Raw genomic sequence first — 20170 nt, forward strand, 5'->3', positions numbered from 1 at the left:
ATTATTTTATGGTACCTCAAGCAGTACCAACCATTTGCTTCTTTTCCGCTGATAATATATCAGTACTTTCTAACCACAGACTATATTGTGTACCCAACATCACAATGGCCAATGTTAAGTGGATGGGCTGAGCAAAAGCTGGAACAGAGAAATACGCCATCACGATTCCCGAAAATATTTCCAAAAGGATCACTACAATGACTCCCTGAATTAAATAGCGCCGTAGTCTTGATCTTTTTCTCTCATTCCATATTTGGTATACAAGCAGTGTATTCACCCCTAGTACCACCAGTGAAAATGACCGATGTATATAAAAGGGTAAGCCTAACTGCTCGATCCATTGGCTTCTCGCGTCATACCCTAACATCGAAATCGCTCCATCCATCGCTTCACGAACTTGCGTACCCAGCATTACCTGACCGAAAGACAGTACAATACTTAGTACTATCAGTTGCTTCACCAGAAGGAACTTCTTGTTCTTAAAAGTATTTGTTCGCGGCGGGTACGATCGGATCAAAGTGTAGATCAGAATGAAAACGATCACTATTGCTACAACCATGTGTAGAGTAACCATCAGGGGATGCAATTCGGTTGAAACTACCTTTGATCCAAGCCAACCCTGAATTCCTACCAGTATGAAAGCTGCCAGACTAGCGTAAAATAAGTTGGATTTGTGTGTTCGCAGGTAGGGTACCGAGGCCAGGAGAGTACCAAATATTAGAATTCCAGTGAAAACGCCTAGTAAGCGGTTTACATATTCGGTCCAGGTTTTTACTACATTGAACTCTACTTCGCCTTTCAATTTAGCTCCGTAAAGCTCCTTGTAATTAGATGGTAGCTGATATGCCTCCGTTGGAGGTACCCAGCTACCAAAGCATTTGGGCCAGTCGGGACAACCCATTCCCGATCCGGTACTTCTAACGATTCCTCCCGCCGCAATCAATAAGTAAACCGTAATGACCGCAAACAGGGTAAGTTTCCGGAATAGACGGTCATTTCTACTATCAGTGGGCGTCTTTGAATTGATCATTGAAGTTTTGCGCCTCTATCTCAGCTTCCATCTTTATCTGCTCATTTTCATGAGGCAGATTCGATTCAAGCGTCTGTGAGTAGGGTACATTTTGAGGAATAAAGTCTTCCGCTGCACCAGGCTTGCTATAGTCATATGACCACCGATACACTGCTGGTATTTCGCCAACCCAGTTTCCATGGCCTGGATTAATTGGAGCTGTCCATTCCAAAGTATTGGAATTCCAAGGATTCTGAGTAGCACGTTTGCCTGTAAAAATGCTTGAAAAGAAATTCCACAGGAATATGAGCTGTGCCAAAAATGTCAAAATGGCCGCAGCACTAATAAACATATTCAGATCAGTATAGGAATGAGTAAAATCAAAACTCGTAAACTGATAGTAACGACGCGGAAAACCGGCGATACCCACATAATGCATAGGCAGGAATACCAAGTAAATCCCGATAAATGACAACCAAAAGTGGATCTGTCCGAGCGTGTTGTTCATCATACGCCCAAACATTTTGGGAAACCAGTGGTAAACACCTGCCAATAGTCCGAAGGCTGATGCAGCACCCATCACCACGTGAAAGTGAGCCACTACAAAATAAGTATCATGCAACTGAATATCCAGTGCACTATTACCTAGTATGATTCCCGTCAAACCACCTGATACAAAGAATGAAACCAAACCTATGGAAAACAGCATAGCCGGCGTAAACCGGATGTTGCCTTTCCAAAGCGTTGTAATGTAGTTAAAGGCTTTGACTGCCGAAGGTACCGCGATAATCAGTGTCAAAAACATAAACACAGATCCCAAGAAGGGATTCATACCCGTGACAAACATGTGGTGCGCCCACACAATGAATGAAAGAAAGGCAATCCCCAGCAGGGATGCAATCATAGCCCGATAGCCAAAAATAGGTTTACGAGAATTGGTAGCGATAATCTCGGAGGTGATTCCTAATGCTGGCAGAATCACAATGTATACTTCGGGGTGTCCCAGAAACCAGAAAAGGTGTTGGAACAGAATAGGACTTCCCCCTACATTTGGCAAAGCCTCTCCTCCAATGTATATCTCAGAAAGATAAAAACTTGTACCGAAACTACGGTCAAAAATGAGAAGCAGAGCGGCCGACAGCAACACTGGGAAGGAAATTAGTCCAAGTACGGCTGTGATCAAAAATGACCAAATCGTTAAAGGCAAACGATTAAACGTCATTCCCCGCGTGCGAAGGTTGATCACTGTAGTGATATAGTTGATGCCTCCCAAAAGCTGTGACACAATGAAAAGAGCCATACTGGTCAACCACAGCGTCATACCCATTTCTGATCCTATATGGGCCTGTGGCAATGCACTCAAAGGAGGATAAACAACCCACCCGCCTGCCGCAGGACCCGTCTGTAGGAATAAAGAAGAAAACATGATCACACTGGCAATAAAGAAGAACCAATATGAAAGCATGTTTAAAAATCCCGAAGCCATGTCGCGTGCCCCAATCTGTAAGGGAATCAGGAAATTACTGAAGGTACCACTCAGTCCGGCTGTAAGTACGAAAAAAACCATGATGGTACCATGCATGGTAACCAGAGCCAGGTAAAAATTGGGGTCCAATTTACCAGTTTCATCAATCCATTGACCGAGTACCGGCTTTAGCCATGACAAATCAGCATCGGGAAAGCCCAGCTGAATGCGGAACACGACCGACATGGACAAACCCAAAACGGCCCAGAAGATCCCTGATATTAAATACTGCTTGGCGATGACTTTATGATCCTCTGAAAATATATACTTCCGCCAGAAGCTTTGCGGGTCGTGATGCACATGCTCTTCTGCGTGTACTACCGAATCCATTCCTGTTCCTACTGCTGACATAATACTTACTATTTAATGTTTAGATTCTTTTTAACGAAGTGATGCTGAGGTACCAATGCCCGATGTGGTTTGCGGCCCTGTCTCACCAGCCGTCGTGCTATCGGGATTTGCGGTAGCAGGGGCTGATGCAGGAATATAGCGCATTGCTTTTGGCTTCAGATTATCAGGCACTTTGGCCAGATAATCAGGGTACGTTTCTAGAAAAGTCTTTTGTTGGGCCATCCAATTACGATATGAGGCTTCATCTTCAACAATCAAACGAAGTTTCATTGCGAAATGGCCTCTACCGCATACTTCTGTACAGGCAATTTCGTAATCGAAATTTGGATTTCCTGTCTCTGACTTCATCTCGGCTGTCGTTTTATCCGCCACAAACCAAAATTTTGTCGGCATCCCTGGTACAGCATCCATTTTGACCCGCATGTGAGGAATATAGACACTGTGCAAGACGTCGCGGGCGCGGATTTTCAACAGTACGGGCTTATTGGCCGGAATATGCAATTCGGAGGTACTTATGAAGTCATCAAATGCGTTTTCATCCGACAAATCTATCCCCATTTCATTCTGGGCATCGATTAAGCGGTAGTTGTAGTTTCCAAGCTTATTATTATCCACACCTGGGTAACGAATATACCATGCGAACTGCTTGCCCATGATTTCAAAAACCTCAGCGTCCTTAGGAGCATCAGAAGTAATGTCAGACCAGGCACGCCAGCCCGTGAATACCAGCAGCGCCATTACAATAGCCGGAATAACCGTCCATATGAGCTCCAAACGGTGATTCTCGGGATAAAAGGTGGCTTTATGTCCTGCCTTGTATTGGTAACGCCATGAAAAATAAAACAAAAGAAAGTTAACAATCAAAAAAGGAATTGTTAGAATTCCCATCGAGAACCAGAACAAGTCATCGGTGCGCCGCCCATGAACTGAAGATGCTGTTGGTAAGAAATCGGCAGAAGCGCTTCGGTAAGACCAAAACAATGCAATAGCTCCTAGTACCAGCACAATCATAAACATGGCAGCATTCCACTTATTTCCTTCAGGTCGGGAAGGATCGGCATCCTTTACATTGACACCTTTCAGCACATTCTGCATTCTGGAAATGACCATAACGGTCAGGGCCAGAAAAACTATAAAAATAATTCCTATGATATAAGACATGAGCGTAGTTTTATCGGGTTGTCAAGGTATGTCGTGATGAAGGGACTCTTCGAGCATCGGGTGGTTTCTGGGAATCAGGTTTGCTTTCGCAAGTTGAGTAGATACCGACCAGATAAATGAGCAGGCAAATAACAGAATAAAACCAAATTCGACAGGACCAAAGCCCGCATTGGCGCCGACCGTCCCAGGCATTATGTTATTCCAAAAATCAAAGTAGTGACCAATCAACACACTCCAACAGGCTACCTTCAAAATCGAGTGCGTAGCCTTTGCATCCCGTGTCATTAGAACTAGGAAGGGAAAGAAAAAGTTTAGGAAAAGATTGATGAAAAAGGGTGCCTTGAATATTCCGCCATATCCACTAAAACGCTCCCGATAGTAGATGGTCTCCTCGGGTAAATTGGCGTAATAAATCAGTAGAAACTGCGAAAACCATACGTAGGTCCAAAAGATGCTAAAGGCAAAGACGAATTTGCCTAAATCCCGCAAATGGCTGGTGTTGACGGCCCTCAGGTACCCCATTTCCCGAAGAGTTACCACAGTAAGGGTTATCACCGCCAGACCGCTTACATGCCAACTCGCCAGCGTATACCAACCGAACATCGTACTAAACCAGTGGGTATCGATTGACATCACAAAATCCCAGGCAGCCGTTGAGGAAGTGACTGCAAAGATTACTAGAAAAGCAGTTCCGTAGCGAATTGATTTGTAGTAGAAAGAGGTACCCCCTAGTTCATCTTCTTGTAAAGAAGCATTCCGAAGTACACGCCACAACATGTACCAGGCCGCAAAATACACCAACATGCGAATCAGGAAAAAAGGCGTATTCAGGAATCCTTGCTTACCGCTTATTATCGGATCATACAGCTTGTTTCCAGGGTCGAATAGTTCCTCATGTGTCCAGTGAAACAAATCGTGCCCCCCCAGGAAAAAAACGATAAGCATGATAACCCCTGTTACGGGTAGAAACGCTGGCATTGCTTCGGGTATACGCTTGAATACAACCGACCACCCGGCTTCGGCCAGATAGTTGTATGACATGAAAAACATTCCTATCACTGAGATTCCGGTGAAGTAAACCGCGTTGACCCAAATATTGGCCCAAATACGGGTCAGCCAGTTTCCAGCGTGAGCAGCTCCTTCGGCATGTTCCCCTCCATGGGCTGCGGCTGCTTCATGTCCTGAACCATTTGCCAACAGGAATGCCCCAACTAGTACAAGAGCCAGACCGATGGCCCCACCAATCAGCAGTTTTTGTTTTGCGCCCGAAGTGAATTCAAAGCGTTCTTCAATCGAGGGTAGCGAATGTACTGATGCCATTATCGTGATTGTTACTCGGTTATTCGGTTAATTACTAATCCTTTTGAAGCTGATGAACATAATGCACTATTTTCCAGCGTTCTTCGGGATTGACCTGTGATCCGTGCGGCCACATTCGGCCTTTGCCATGTGTGATCACATGAAAAATATGTCCGTCATTTAATGTCTTATACGCGTCAGCTTTATAATTGGGAACCCCCTTGTATACTTTACCAACAGTACCATCGCCGGCACCTGTTGCTCCATGACAGTGTTGGCAGTAACGTTCGTAAAGAACTTTGCCCTCGGCCAGTGTCTTTTCATTCAGGGGTACCGGATTGGTGAGAGTACGCTCGGCAATTCCGATGCTGTCTTTCGAAATGTTGTATACCATCAAATCCACTTTGGCCGAATCCCCTTCTCCAAACTTGGTATCATAGTTGGCCCGTGAAACGGTACCATCCACCGGTTTCCGCATGTTCAACCCCATCGGGTTTATAGGATTTGCTTTTACCTGGCGGTAGGGCTCATACCCTACTGGTAGGTACATATTAGGGGCAAATTCCAACCCCTGATTGTTAGGGTCACGTGTACAACTTGCAAAGGCAGCTACGATTCCAACAAATGCAATTAGGTACTTATATGTATTTCTAAAATTCATCATCCGACCGGTTAGAATTGTTTGATGTTGATTTCCTCAGCACCCGTATCTCTTAAATATTGAGCAATCTCAGCTTCTGATAAGCGGTTTTTCTTTAATTCAATGGCCATCACGAATTTGTTATCCGTGGACCGTGGATCAAACATGGCTGGAGTCACCAAACTGGGTCCTAATCCATTCGAAATAAAGAATGTAGTTACCATACCGAATGCGGTAAAAAGTACAGTCAACTCGAAAGTGATGGGAATGTAATTTGGGAGAGATATAGGATCCTTACCCCCTACAATCATCGGCCAATCTATTCCCATTGTCCAGATTAGTAAAGTAAGGGCACAGATACATCCCGTCACACCAAACATAAAGGCAGCTATCCCAATACGTGTCCGAGGATGTCCCAGGGCATCATCCATACCATGTATAGCAAAAGGAGAGTATACCTCATTTATTTTAACTCCTGCTTTGCGGAGTTTGGGGACAGCATGAAGAATTACTTCATCATCATCATAAACCCCAACCAAATATTTTCCTTTGAAGTCCGACATAGGTAGTATATAATAGTATTTATTGGGCGTCTTTATTAAATGTAGGGCTTGCCACCCGGTCTCCTTTAGCAACTCCAGCTACCTTGATCGGCAAACGCTCCGACGATGAACGGATTACTGCTTTTACTTCCGCCATGTTTATGACAGGTAAATACTTGGAAAAAAGCAGGAAGAAAGTAAAGAAAAACCCGAACGAGAATATGTAGTCACCAATGTCAAAGCGAGTCGGTGAGAACATCGCCCAGCTTGAAGGTAGGTAGTCACGGTGCAATGAAGTAACAATGATTACGAATCGCTCAAACCACATCCCAATGTTTACAATGATCGAGATGAAGAAAGTCCATGTTACACTCCTACGAATGGTGCGCGACCAGAAGAGTTGCGGAGAAACCACATTACAGGTCATCATGGTAGCGTATGCCCACCAATAAGGGCCCGTAGCACGGTTTATGAAAGCATAACTTTCGTATTCTACCCCCGAATACCAGGCAATAAAAAATTCAGTAAGATAGGCTACTCCAACGATCGATCCTGTCAGGGTGATTACCTTATTCATAGACTCAATGTGTTCCAAGGTAATGTAATCTTCCAATCGATAGACCACCCGGGTAATCAACATCAGGTTTTGTACCATGGCAAATCCTGAGAAAATTGCCCCAGCTACGAAGTAGGGAGGAAAGATCGTGGTGTGCCAGCCTGGAATAACCGATGTTGCAAAGTCCATACTTACAATCGTATGTACGGAAAGTACCAGAGGAGTAGCCAGACCTGCCAGAATCAGACTTATGTATTCATAGCGCGACCAGGTTTTGGCACCACCCGTCCAGCCCATTGCCAACGATCCGTAAATAAAACGAGACACTTTGCTACGAGCTCGGTCACGGATGGTAGCCAAATCAGGAATAAGACCAATGTACCAGAATACCAGTGAAACCGAGAAATAGGTACTAATGGCGAAAACGTCCCAAACCAGTGGGGAGTTGAAGTTAACCCACAGGGACCCGAATGCATTGGGCAATGGCAATGCCCAGTAAGCAAGCCATGGACGTCCCATGTGCATCAAAATGAACGAGGCGGCACACAGTACTGCAAAAATCGTCATAGCTTCCGCCGCGCGGTTGATGGAAGTCCGCCATTTTTGCCGGAAAAGCAGCAAAATTGCTGAAATTAGGGTTCCGGCATGACCAATACCTACCCACCATACAAAGTTGGTGATGTCCCATGCCCAGCCTACGGTTTTATTCAATCCCCAGACACCAAGACCTTCCCACCAAGTCCATAGTACGCAAGCGGTACCATAGATAAGCACGATTACGGATATACCAAATGCGATCAGCCACTCTTTTGTAGGGTTATTCTCAACGTGGCGACAAATATCTTCCGTTACATCGGCGTACGTCTTTCCGCCGGTAACGAGCGGCGGTCTCACGGGTGAAGTAACATGCATACGAGTGTAATTTTATATTGGATAAATAGCTCTGTTTACTGCTTGTATTCTACTCACGCGTCAGCCATTCCAGGCTGTTCGGCTTCTTTATTCCGTATTTTGGTCAAATACGAGATCTGTGGACGTACATTGATTTCTTCCAGCATGTGGAAGGCTCGTCCTTCGCGCTCTACTTCCAGTATTTTTGAAATCCGGCTTTCTGGATCATTCATATCTCCGAAAGTAATGGCATTGGTAGGGCAAGTTTGGGCGCAGGCAGTAACAATTTCACCATCCACTGGACGCCTTCTTTCCCTGCGGGCCGTCAGTTTTCCTTCCTGAATGCGCTGTACACACATCGAACATTTCTCAATAACGCCTCTAGAGCGAACAGTCACCTCAGGGTTAATTACCATTTTACCAAGGTCATTGTTAAAATGGTAATCGAAATTGTCATTGTCGAAGTACTTGAACCAGTTAAAGCGACGGACCTTATAAGGACAGTTGTTGGCGCAGTAACGCGTTCCTACACAACGGTTATAGGTCATTTGGTTCAATCCTTCCGAGCTATGGGTAGTAGCCAATACGGGGCATACCGTTTCGCAGGGTGCATTATTACAATGTTGGCACATCAACGGCTGAAAAGTCACCTCAGGATTTTCAGCCGCTTCTTCAAGAGCGTCGAGGCTTTCAGCAGACTTGCTGCTATAATACCGGTCAATACGAATCCAGTGCATCTCACGGCGATTGATTACCTCTTGCCGTCCTACCACCGAAACATTGTTTTCTGATTGGCAACCAATTACACAAGCTCCACAGCCCGTGCAGGAATTCAGGTCGATAACCATTCCCCACGAGTGGTTCTTATAGTTGTGCCCGTTCCAAAGTGTGATATCGGTGGCTTCTTTGGGACCTTCAGAGGTCTCTACCTCTGGGACAAATCGACCGGCCATTACATTTTTCTTGTAATCGGAAAGAACGGTATCCTGTAACACCGACTCCCTACCCATTACGGTATCGTGCGTCTGAGTCTGAGCGATATCCCTGAAATCTCCGGTTTTGGTTATCGATGCCGTACCCGGCATGAATGACAGGTACCCTCCCACAAAAGTGGCCCATGGATACACATTCACACCCACGCCATTTGCTGACTTTCCGGCCTTTTCACGACCGTAACCAATCGCGACTGCTACTGTACCTGGAGCCTGTCCAGGTTGAATAACCACTGGCAGCTCAAGTGCCTTGCCTTTCAAGTCAACTTTTACTATGTCGCCCTGTTCTACTCCTAGTTCAGTGGCCGTAGCTTTGGCAAGACAGGCGTAATTGTCCCAGCAAGCTTTTGTAATTGGATCCGGGAACTCCTGTATCCAAGGATTATTAGCCAGACTTCCGGTGCCCATCCCTACTTTTTCGTATAGGACAAGTTCCAGGTCAGATCCACCCGCTTTGAAAGTTCTGCTGATGGCAGCCGATGCGGCGTCCACATCGGTTGCCATTGATGTACTCGCGGGTTGAGAGGTACCTTTCTTAGGCTCAAATACCCCATCATGCAACGACTTTATCCAGAATTGGTCAAACCCACCCCCGGCCGCTTGGGAATACATAGTACTGCGCCAGTAAGCTTTCACATATTCATGGTAATCGGCATTTTTACCGGCCCATTTCAACAAACTGGACTCAGCCTGTCGCGTATTGTAGATAAGGCTAATGGCCGGTTGTGTGAGACTATAGTAACCCGAGCGCGGCTCTGCATCGCCCCAAGATTCGAGATAGTGGGAAGCTGGGCAAATGTATTTGGTCAAGGAAGCAGTTTCATCGGCCCGGTCAGCAAAGGATACGCTTAGGGGTACCTTGGGAAGTGCGGCTGCAATCTCGGCTCCGCGTGGGTGATCGTACACCGGATTGGCATTGAGGAACATGACGGCTCCAACACGGCCTCCTTTTAATTCGTCGATAAACCCATTCATGGCTACATCATCACCCTGACGAACGTTTAGAGGCGAACCAGTGTCGATCGTGGAGCCATAGCTGCCGAGCAGGGTATTGATCGAGCTAATAACAGTCTGAATGGCAGGGTCATTTGTACCCGCCACTACGAGCGCCTGACCTTTTGCAGCAATCAGGTCGGCTGCAGCTTTGTCTATATTAGGAATGTTTGCCGCCGATGCAGATACTGACTTGCCTCCTGTACCGGCGGCAATCTTATTATAAAGCGCCGTAACTACCGAACCAATCTGAGAAGGCTTCACAGCAGTACGGTAATCCGCATTGGAACCCGTCAGCGACAGAATTGATTCGAACTGGTAATGGCGCGACATTTCTTTCTTGCCTCCCTTTTCGCTACTCAACTTGCGCGTTTCGGCATATTGACGAGCAAAAGTACCCGGCATGAGCCAGGTTCCCAGAAAGTCACAATCGATACCGACAATGGTCTTGGCCTTGCTGAAATCAAAAGCAGGAATAATTCCTCCATTGGCCTTTAATAGCGCAGAAGCCGAATTTGCATCGTACTGAATATGAGTAGTAGCAGGGTACTTTGCTGTAAAATCGGCAATTACAGCTTTTGTAGACGGGCTAATAATGGTTGAGGAAATCAGGCGAATAGGAGTGCCGCTGCCAGCAACCTGAGCCAATTGCCCCATGATATCCTTATCGACTTGTTCCCAACTTACTTTGGTGTCGGTTCCTTTAGCCGGGCCCTTCAATTTCTCGATATCGTAGAGCCCTAGAAGCGAACCATGTACTCTGGCGCTGACCCCACTTGATACACTTGAGAGAGTATTAGGCTCAAGTTTGATGGGGCGGCCTTCACGGGTTTTGACCAGTACACTTGCGTAGTCTCCCCCTTCGGCGTATGTGGAGGCATACCAGTTGGCTATGGTCGGGAACTCACCTTCAGGTTTGTTCAAATAAGGAATGGCTTTTTTTACCGGGGTTTCACAAGCAGCCAGTGAGACGGCCGCCATCCCAAAGCCCAGTACTTTCAGAAAATCGCGTCGATGCGTCCCGGTTCCATCCACCAAATTCTCATATTCATTCTCACCAGGAGGGGTTGGGGCAAATTCACTGTTGGCATTTCTGACAAAGCTGGCATCGTTACGTAGTTCTTCCAGACCTTTCCAGTACCTCTTAATAGTATTTTCCATAAAATTGTTCAACACAAATTGTATCTTGGAATTCTCTCTGCTATTAATAATGACATTTTGAACATTCCAAACCGCCAATATCAGCCACTTTCAGGGCTTCTTTGCTTTCACTGCCGTGAAGCTGCACAAGCTTGTCATAGTACGCATTGCCTTTGGTATTCACATCGGTTTTCCGGTGACAGTCAATACACCAACCCATCGTGAGTGACGACCTTTGCTCTACTACCTCCATGTTCTGAATTTCGCCATGACACTGCTGGCACTCCAGCCCGCCTACATTTACGTGCTGAGAGTGGTTGAAGTACGCCAAGTCAGGAAGGTTGTGTACCCGTACCCATTCTATAGGCTGGTTGTTTTCAATGGCCGCATATATTTTTTGAATTTCGGGCGACTCTTTCTTTATTACGCCGTGGCAATTCATACAGATATTGGCCGAAGGGATATGGGCCGATTTACCTCGGTTGACTCCCGTGTGGCAATAGTTACAATCAATCTGGTAGGTACCGGCATGTAATTTGTGTGAATAGGCGATAGGCTGCTTTGGAGCATATCCCTGTTGGACTCCAACGTGGTAGGCTCCGTCAAGAAGCGCTTTGGTTACCAATAGTATAAATACCCAGATGGTAGCAGATCGGATAGCCGGGTTGGTGGCAGTTTTGGTCAGGGTACCCTTCAACCGCTCCATAAACGGTTGTGCCGTCTCACCCGTACCGGTTTCTCCGCTCACTGCTTTGGAAAGCAGTGTGACTATAACCAGCAATACTCCCAATACCAGAAGCATCACAACCAGCAGTGCTACAAGCACTAACACAAACAGATCGGAAGGCCCGCTGGATTGAGCTACGGCTGGTCCTGCAGCGGGTGCTCCGTCTGCCGCTGCGGCAGGAGCGGCATTGGCCTGCTCAATGTACGCCAGAATTCCTTTGATATCATCCTCTGACAAGTTAGGAAAACTCGTCATCTGCGCCTGGTTATACTGATTGTACAACTTTACGGCCGCAGGATCACCTGCCGCAATCATGGCCTGCGAATTGTGAATCCAGGATACCAGCCAAGGTAGGTCATGACGTTGCGCCACCCCCTTTAAACCGGGACCTACAGACTTTTCGGCCGAGACATTGTGGCAACTGGCACAGTTGTTTTTGAAAATGGTTTCCCCTGCCGCCGCATCACCTCCGGCGTCCTGAGCCAGTGTCAAAAAAGGTAAGCAGCAAAGGGCTACTCCTACAATAAATTGTTTCATTTTAAAGGGTAGATTTTTTCCAGAGAGAACGGTTTTCCTTGCTGGTAGATTCATAGTGAGGTCTCTGTGATACATCAACACGCAAATCTACTGCACGATTTTTTATCCACAAAAGTATTTCAGCTATATTTTCCCCTACCTACTTATTTATATTTTTTCTAATCTAAGCAACCCTTTTAGCAGTAAAAATAAATATCTTTTAGTTTGTCTATCAGATACTTACAAAAAAAATACCATCTGAAAAAGCTAGTATCTTAGACTTTCACAAATGGTATTTTTCCAATTCCAAAAAAGTTCCTAACTGCTAGTTGAGGCAACTGTTATCAAGCGAGGTTCCGAGCGGATTCGAACCGCTGTACGAGGTTTTGCAGACCTCTGCCTAGCCACTCGGCCACGGAACCCTGTTTCCGTTCAGTACCTCGTTCACGAGGTACTGAACGGTGGCAAAATTAGAAATTATTCCGACTTACTCGGCTTCTTTCTGTTCTTTTTCGGCCTTTTCTTCTTTGGCTGATTTCTTTTCCTTCTTCTCAGTATCTTCCATTTGCTCTTTCAGCGCTGACAGCACGTCCAAATCACCAAAGGTAGATTTGTCTCCCTCCTTGGTATCTTTGGCGGGGGCAGATTCGGCAGGCTTGGGCGAAGATCTTTTTGGAGCTTTTTCTTCTACGGTTCCACCCTGCCATACCTTGGTATGAGAAAGAACAATCTTCTTCTCTTCTTTTGAGAATTCCAGAACCATGCAGTCCAGGCTTTCACCGGTTTCAGGCATAGAACCATCTTCTTTCGCGATGTTTTTCAACGTGGCAATGCCTTCAATTCCGTAAGGCAATTCCAAAGTAGCGAATTTGTCGCCTTTCGACAGTAGAGTACAACGATGTACCGAACCTACTTCAAAGATCGACTCAAAGGTATCCCATGGATTCTCCTCGAGCTGCTTGTGGCCCAGCGCCAGACGGCGGTTGTCAGCGTCCAGTTCAAGTACTACCACGTCAAGATTATCACCTACCTTGATGAAATCGGAAGGATGCTTGATTTTCTTAGTCCAGGATAGGTCCGAAACGTGTACCAACCCATCAATACCTTCTTCAAGCTCAATGAACAAACCAAAGTTGGTCAGATTGCGAACAATACCTGTGTGACGTGATCCAATCGCGTATTTGTCCTTCAATTCAGCCTGTGTCCAGGGATCCTCGGTGAGCTGCTTGATACCCAATGACATCTTACGCTCCTGACGATCCAATGTAAGGATAACCGCTTCCAGTTCGTCATTCACGCTCAAGAATTCCTGTGGATTACGCAAATGTTGCGACCACGACATTTCGGATACGTGAATCAATCCTTCTACACCAGGCATGATTTCCAGGAATGCGCCGTAATCGGCCACATTCACAATACGGCCTTTCACTTTGGCACCTACTACCATGTCCTCTGACAGTGAATCCCAGGGATGAGCTTGCAATTGCTTTAAGCCAAGTGAAATTCGCTTCTTTTCTTCGTCAAAATCCAGCACTACGACGTTGGTCTTCTGATCCAGGCTTAACAGCTCGGAGGGGTGACCAATACGGCCCCACGAAATATCCGTGATATGCAGCAGGCCGTCGACCCCACCCAGATCGATAAACGCACCAAAGTTGGTCATATTCTTAATTACCCCTTCCAGTACCTGACCCTTCTCAAGGTTGTTGAGGATGAGCTGACGCTGTGCTTCAAGATCTTTCTCAATCAATACCTTGTGCGATACTACTACGTTATCATTGGCATGGTTGATTTTGACAACCTTCACTTCCATCCGCTTGCCGACGAAAACGTCGAAGTCGCGGATAGGTTTCACATCAATCTGTGATCCCGGCAAGAATGCCTCAATGCCGTATACATCCACGATCAGACCACCTTTGGTTCTACGTTTTACGGTAGCATCCATAACGAGGTCTTCTTCAAATGATTTCTGAATATTGTCCCAGGCAGTAATCACTTTCGCCTTTTTGCGCGAGAGTACCAGTTGCCCCTGAGCATCTTCCTGATTTTCTACGTAAACTTCTACTTCGTCACCAATTTTAAGATTGGGCAGATCCCGGAATTCGTTGGACGATACAATTCCGTCCGATTTGAATCCGATATTCAAAATCACTTCGCGGTCGGTGATACCTACCACCGCGCCCCGTACCACTTCCTTTTCCTGAACCGGAGAAAGCGTGGTTTCGTACATTTGCTCCATCCGAGCACGATCCGCGGCCGTGTATCCCGTGCCGAATCCTTTGTCATCTGCGGTATCCCAATCAAAATCAGGCATCGCGTGGCTTTTCTTTTCCTTTGCCATAAATAGTTAGAGAATCTGTCCTGTTATACATCAGTCCCCGGACCACTGGACTGAATTTTATGAAACATACTGTTACTTTTGAAAAATAGACCGCAAAGGTAGTGTTTTTTTTCTGGACGTCGTACAGAAAATCAAACATTTTTCGTGCATGCTTTTAGGCATGCCGAAGAGATCGATAACCGTATGAAGTAGGTAAGCGTATTGGATTAATAAACCGCTTCTCTGGCCCCAAGGTAGGGAAGCCATCCCTCGTCGACCGAGCCTGAGAAGTCACGAAGGAACATGAGAAAGGAAGGCCGGAATGGACGCTGGTGTAGAGGCATCGAGGCCTCTTCGGGAGTATAGTCGCCTTTCCGGGAATTACACCGCTTGCAGGCGGTAGCCAGGTTATCCCAATTAGTTTTACCGCCGCGTGATTTGGGCAACACGTGGTCTAGGGTAAGATCTTCCTGTGTGCCACAGTACTGGCAACTATTCCCGTCACGCTTGAAGATATTCTGCCGGGTCATCATCACACCCCGATAGGGCAGGTGGATGTACTTGTACAGGCGTACTACGGTCGGCATAGGGTACACCTCATTCACAGTTCTCAGGGCATGCGTAGAAGATTGGGCAATCATTTCGGCCTTGTGCATGTACACCAATAGAAAGGCCTTGGGAACGGAACAAACACTAAGCGCACTGTAATCCTGATTGAGAACCAAAACTTTCCTGCCCATAAGTCTAATTGGTATTTTCTTTCGAGCAATTTAGAAAATATACCTTAAACTAACGCCAATTGCAGGTGATTTGTTGGTAAATTTTAGGGCAAAATTTTATTTTCTGCCTAGAACTCCATTCGATCTGTTTCACGCTTTATATCCCGCTCCTTAATGGAATCACGCTTATCGTATAGTTTCTTTCCTTTTGCCAAAGCGATTTCCAGCTTAGCCAGGCCCCGTTCGTTGGTAAAGAGGCGGGTAGGAATAATCGTCAGGCCCTGATCTTTGAGATTCTCGGATAACCGCCGGAGTTCGCGCTTAGTCAGGAGCAGCTTACGGTCGCGCATCGGATCATGATTGTAATGGGTACCTTCAGTGTAGGGAGAAATGTGCAGGCTCCTGATAAACAGTTCCTCGTCAAGAAAAAGACAGTAAGCATCCTGAAAATTCACCTTTCCCTGACGGATCGACTTGATTTCGGTACCGGTCAGAGCCATGCCCGCCGAGAACGTATCCAGAAAAAAATACTCAAATGAAGCCCGTCGGTTTACAATGTTTACGTTTTTAACTATTTTGTCAGACATTTCTCAAGTAGATAAAGGGATGCAAAGGTAGGTCATTCAAAAATATTATTCCAATCCCCATGAAATCAAGTCTCAGTCCGAAAGTACTGCTCCTGGCGTTTGTCGTATTCCTTGGGGCTCGTGTGCAGCTATACGCACAAAGCGAGCCTATGGAGGTAAAGGCGGCCGTAGACCGTCTTTTTACGGGCATGCGCACGGGCGATTCCTCCCTTGTCAGTCAGTCTTTCACCGCCGATGCGACCCTACAATCGGTGTCGCTGACTGCTGACGGCCAAATCAAGATTGGGAAAAACGCCATCACCGGCTTTGTACGGGCGGTAGGTACCCCTCACAAAGATGTATGGGACGAACGCATCTACGACCTGAAAATTCAGGTGGATGGACCCATGGCCACCGTTTGGGCACCCTACAAATTCTATCTGGGCGATAAATTCAGCCACTGTGGAGTCAATGCTTTCACTTTGATCAAAACCCAGCATGGCTGGAAAATCGCAAGCATAACGGACACTCGGCGAAAGGAAGAATGTCTGTAAGAATTTAGGTTACTAACGCCCAGGAGCTTTTGCAATTCTCATCCATCAGGAGCAATCAAATGAAAGAGTAAATTGCCAATACGATGACCAACAGATCAGTTCTTATACTACCTGTTGTAAATTTCCCGGAAAATGTGAGAAAATATACAGGTTTATCCGACGAAAAATCGTCCTACTGACAGCGATTGACAAGACATTGAACCATTGTTCGTTACTATTTCAGCCTGCGTATTGGGCTACCTGTGTTTATCTTATATTCCTGTACCTGTATGGCCCTTCTGCTGCAACCGACCAAAAAAACGTTCTACCTCTCCCTGATTACCTTATACCTTTTAGGGTGTTATGTCCGCGCGCAGTCTCCTCAGGTACCTGAAGAGAACCGTTTCACCAAAACCGTTCTTTCGAATGATCTGAACGAGCCTATGGAGTTGGCCGTGGCTCCCGACGGACGTGTGTTTTTTACCGAACGGAAGGGAAATTTTTACATGTATGATCCTGCTTCGCGACAAACCAAGCTCATCCGTGAATTTCCAGTATTCTGGGAAACTAAGTACGGCAATGGCCTCATTGGCCTGGCTCTGGACCCTGACTTTGAAAAGAACCACTTCATTTATTTCTATAACACCCCTATCTCGGATACACCCAAGCAACACGTATCGCGCTTTACCCTTCTGGACGACAATACGCTGGATGTTACCTCGGAAAAGGTCCTGCTGGAGATTCCAATCGAGTTTGAAATAAGCCGCCATACGGGTGGGTCGCTGGCTTTCGGACCCGATGGCAACCTGTACATTTCGACGGGCGACAATACCAGTCCGTTTGCATCCAATGGCTTTACACCCATTGATGAACGCCCCGGACGAAGTCAGTTCGACGACCAACGATCCGCAGCCAATACCAATGACCTTCGGGGCAAAATTCTGCGCATCCATCCCGAGGCTAACGGTACAGCGAGTATTCCCGCCGGGAATTTATTTGCTCAAGGTACCCCCGGTACCCGTGCGGAAATATACGCTATGGGCTTACGCAACGCTTATCGTATCACGGTAGACCAGAAAACGGGCATCCTCTACTGGGGCGAGATTGGCCCCGACAGCGGCAAGGATAGCGACCGGGGGCCCAAAGGGTACGACGAGTACAATCAAGCCCGGAAAGCGGGGAATTTTGGCTGGCCCTATTTCATTGGGGATAATAAAGCCTACCACGACTATGATTTTGCCACGGAGAAAATCGGTCCGGCCTTCGACCCGGCACACCCGGTCAATGACTCACCTAATAATACGGGCATCAAGAACCTGCCCCCCGCCCAGAAGGCCCTGATTTGGTACCCCTACGATGATTCACCTGAGTTTCCCAAGCTGGGCAAGGGCGGGCGGAGCGCTATCATCGGCCCGGTATATCATTACGATCCTGCTCTGAAATCGGCCACAAAATTCCCTGAATACTTTGATAATAAATTGTTCATTACCGAGTGGATGCGCAACTGGGTTTTTGCTGTCGACCTGGATGAGAACCAAAACTACCGGGGCATGGAGCCATTTATGCCAATTACGGGTGATTTCCGGCGCCCCATCGACATGACTTTCGGTCCCGATGGATCACTTTATGCACTGGAATATGGCTCTGTGTATGGCATCGACAATGAGGACGCCCGGCTGGTTCGGATTGATTACAATGCCGGGAACCGCACTCCTGTGGCAGTTATTTCCGCTTCCGATTCACTAGGGACTGCTCCCCTGAACGTCACGTTCGATACTAATAAAAGCTACGATCTGGATCAGGACGATCTTACCTACCAATGGAAGTTCGGCAACAACACAGTAACATCTAATGGCGGAACGGTAACCTATACATTTTCTAAAAATGGCACCTACCCTATAACGTTAAAAGCCACCGATCCAACGGGTGCAAGTTCTACTGATACCTTATTGGTGCGGGTGGGCAATACGCTTCCACAGGTAGCAATCCACACTCCCAATAATAGCACGTTCTATTTTGATAATGAATCATTTGCCTACTCTGTAAAGGCAACAGATCAGGAAGATAAGGTCATTGATCCAAAAAGAATTAAAGTAAAATTCAACTTCATACCCCAGTTAGCCAATCAAGCTGCGCTCATCGGGCATCAGGAAACTTCGGAAAACGTCGATCTGGGTAAAGAGCTCATGGAAAAAAGTGACTGTAAAGCATGCCATCAGGTAGATAAGGCATCAGTAGGTCCCGCCTTTGCCGACGTTTCGAATAAATATCGAACTGACAAAGGTGCCCTGGCCAGGCTTTCCAACAAGGTCATTACGGGTGGTGGTGGTGTGTGGGGCGAAACAGCCATGAATGCCCACCCACAACTCTCCAAGGAAGAGGCCACCGAAATTGTGAAGTACGTACTGGCCCTGGGCGAAGGGCAATCATTCCTGCCCCCCAAGGTACTAGGGTACTCAAAGATCACTCAGAAGCTGGCAAGCCCGGCCTGTACCAGATCACGGCCGCCTATACCGATGGAGGAGGCGGAGGTATCATGCCTTTAACGACCAGAACATCTTTATGGCTTCGCCCGGCCCAGGTGGAAGTCGAGCAGGCTGACAGCCTCTATCAGATCAGGAAAGAGCGCGGGGGTATTTCTGGTCTAAAAAATGGCTCGTTCTTTGTATTGAAAAATATTGATTTAAAGGAAATAAAAAATCTGACCTATCGGTATGCCGTAAGCGAACCGGGTGTTCAAATAGAAGTACACACAGGATCGCCAGGAGGTCCTTTACTAAGTACTTTATCCTACACGCCATCGGAGAGCGCCGATGCATATGCCGAAGCGAGTACTCCTGTAAAAACCTCTTCTGGCATCCATGACCTGTACTTCGTCTTTGTTCGTAAGGAAGATAATGCTTCTAAAAATTCGGGAGCTCTGGACTGGGTGCGGTTTGGAAGGTAGGTGAAGTACAGTTGCTTTTTTAATTTTACTGCCGGGCCGGGTCCCGTAGTTTCGGGTTCTAATTGCACCATAACATATGCACCTATGCGCACACTCTATCATTCCTTACTATGTGTCCTTGTCTTTTTCGGTAGTACGAAGGCGCAGGAATTCAAAAGACCCTACCAGGACGAACGAAATGGCTATATGGAGATCGGCGTGGGGGCGGTAGCTTCCAAAGCGGGGGCCGCCTATACGGTCAATCCTGTTTTCCTGAGAAATACCCGTCTGGGCTGGCAGGTTTTTCTGGCACCACAGCTTCTGCTTGCCCAACGAATCAATATGGGCCTAAAGTTGGGGGGTGTATTCAGGCCTAAGTTTTATGACCAGGAGTCTAATAGCCAGCTACAGGGCAAATTTACTCCCTTTGCCCTACCCTTTGTGGATCTGTACCTGGGGGGCACCGGTTACCATTCAGCGCGATTTCTTATTGGTGTAAGTGTGGGCGCTACCTACATTGGAAAGCTGGAAGCTCGGAATGTGGCTACTGATGAGGTATATAACCTACGCCGCCGTAACCGCGATATTTTCCTGACCGTTGCTCCACACATCGGTGTAGTTTTAGGCGATTTGAAAGTACAGGTCGAACATATTGTCACTACCCCCTTCAACCCTGACATGACTTCCATTAGCCTCAGCAATACTATCCCAATGGGACGCCGGCGGTATTTCTAGTAGGCTTTCCCTGGAGTACTTACAACAGA

The 20170-nt window shown here is 46.8% G+C and carries 16 protein-coding genes and 1 tRNA gene; 4 read left to right on the forward strand and 13 right to left on the reverse strand.

Annotation, left to right across the window (positions count from 1 at the left end; all coding sequences use genetic code 11):
* Positions 1-16 precede the first annotated feature (16 nt).
* The 13 genes from GBK04_RS10595 to smpB all read right to left on the reverse strand — a co-directional run bounded on the left by GBK04_RS10595 (position 17) and on the right by smpB (position 15968).
* Positions 17-1030, reverse strand: a complete 1014-nt coding sequence (locus GBK04_RS10595) for a COX15/CtaA family protein (RefSeq protein WP_152759487.1) — start codon at positions 1028-1030, stop codon at positions 17-19.
* On the reverse strand, positions 1005-2885 hold the full coding sequence (locus GBK04_RS10600; RefSeq protein WP_152759489.1) for a cytochrome c oxidase subunit I: 1881 nt from the start codon (positions 2883-2885) through the stop codon (positions 1005-1007). Before GBK04_RS10600 ends, GBK04_RS10595 begins: the two co-directional genes overlap by 26 nt.
* A 30-nt stretch (positions 2886-2915) precedes the next feature.
* The gene (locus GBK04_RS10605) at positions 2916-4046 is read right to left on the reverse strand and encodes a cytochrome c oxidase subunit II (protein WP_152759491.1); all 1131 of its coding nucleotides are present in this window, start codon (positions 4044-4046) and stop codon (positions 2916-2918) included.
* A 21-nt stretch (positions 4047-4067) separates the two neighbouring features.
* A complete protein-coding gene (locus GBK04_RS10610; RefSeq protein WP_152759493.1) occupies positions 4068-5366 on the reverse strand; it encodes a quinol:cytochrome C oxidoreductase in 1299 nt (432 codons plus the stop codon).
* 34 nt (positions 5367-5400) lie between these two features.
* Positions 5401-6006: a c-type cytochrome gene (locus GBK04_RS10615; RefSeq protein WP_152766014.1), complete on the reverse strand. Its 606-nt coding sequence runs from the start codon at positions 6004-6006 to the stop codon at positions 5401-5403.
* 11 nt (positions 6007-6017) lie between these two features.
* Positions 6018-6548: a DUF3341 domain-containing protein gene (locus GBK04_RS10620; protein ID WP_152759495.1), complete on the reverse strand. Its 531-nt coding sequence runs from the start codon at positions 6546-6548 to the stop codon at positions 6018-6020.
* A 19-nt stretch (positions 6549-6567) separates the two neighbouring features.
* Positions 6568-7995: an NrfD/PsrC family molybdoenzyme membrane anchor subunit gene (gene nrfD / locus GBK04_RS10625; RefSeq protein ID WP_152759497.1), complete on the reverse strand. Its 1428-nt coding sequence runs from the start codon at positions 7993-7995 to the stop codon at positions 6568-6570.
* A 53-nt stretch (positions 7996-8048) separates the two neighbouring features.
* Entirely contained in the window at positions 8049-11120 is a 3072-nt protein-coding gene (locus GBK04_RS10630) for a TAT-variant-translocated molybdopterin oxidoreductase (RefSeq protein WP_152766016.1), read from the reverse strand.
* A 43-nt stretch (positions 11121-11163) separates the two neighbouring features.
* A complete protein-coding gene (locus tag GBK04_RS10635) occupies positions 11164-12363 on the reverse strand; it encodes a c-type cytochrome (RefSeq protein ID WP_152759499.1) in 1200 nt (399 codons plus the stop codon).
* A 330-nt stretch (positions 12364-12693) separates the two neighbouring features.
* Positions 12694-12764: transfer RNA gene (locus GBK04_RS10640), tRNA-Cys, on the reverse strand.
* Between the two features lie 65 nt (positions 12765-12829).
* A complete protein-coding gene (gene rpsA, locus GBK04_RS10645) occupies positions 12830-14683 on the reverse strand; it encodes a 30S ribosomal protein S1 (RefSeq protein ID WP_152759501.1) in 1854 nt (617 codons plus the stop codon).
* Positions 14684-14889: 206 nt separating this feature from the next.
* A complete protein-coding gene (locus tag GBK04_RS10650) occupies positions 14890-15402 on the reverse strand; it encodes an HNH endonuclease (RefSeq protein WP_152759503.1) in 513 nt (170 codons plus the stop codon).
* 107 nt (positions 15403-15509) lie between these two features.
* Positions 15510-15968 carry an SsrA-binding protein SmpB gene (gene smpB, locus GBK04_RS10655; RefSeq protein ID WP_152759505.1) on the reverse strand — a complete coding sequence of 153 codons (459 nt, stop codon included), beginning with the start codon at positions 15966-15968 and terminating at the stop codon, positions 15510-15512.
* A 59-nt stretch (positions 15969-16027) separates the two neighbouring features.
* Between smpB and GBK04_RS10660 the strand changes: the two genes are divergently transcribed.
* From GBK04_RS10660 to GBK04_RS10675, 4 genes are all read left to right on the forward strand, one after another.
* On the forward strand, positions 16028-16501 hold the full coding sequence (locus tag GBK04_RS10660) for a nuclear transport factor 2 family protein (RefSeq protein ID WP_152759507.1): 474 nt from the start codon (positions 16028-16030) through the stop codon (positions 16499-16501).
* Between the two features lie 269 nt (positions 16502-16770).
* Positions 16771-19026, forward strand: a complete 2256-nt coding sequence (locus GBK04_RS10665) for a PQQ-dependent sugar dehydrogenase (RefSeq protein ID WP_152759509.1) — start codon at positions 16771-16773, stop codon at positions 19024-19026.
* A complete protein-coding gene (locus GBK04_RS10670; protein ID WP_152759511.1) occupies positions 19017-19427 on the forward strand; it encodes a carbohydrate-binding protein in 411 nt (136 codons plus the stop codon). The genes GBK04_RS10665 and GBK04_RS10670 overlap by 10 nt, the downstream gene beginning before the upstream one ends.
* A gap of 84 nt (positions 19428-19511) precedes the next feature.
* On the forward strand, positions 19512-20141 hold the full coding sequence (locus tag GBK04_RS10675) for a hypothetical protein (protein WP_152759513.1): 630 nt from the start codon (positions 19512-19514) through the stop codon (positions 20139-20141).
* Positions 20142-20170: the final 29 nt, after the last annotated feature.

The organism is Salmonirosea aquatica, from assembly GCF_009296315.1.
GTDB classification, from domain to species: Bacteria; Bacteroidota; Bacteroidia; order Cytophagales; family Spirosomataceae; genus Salmonirosea; species Salmonirosea aquatica.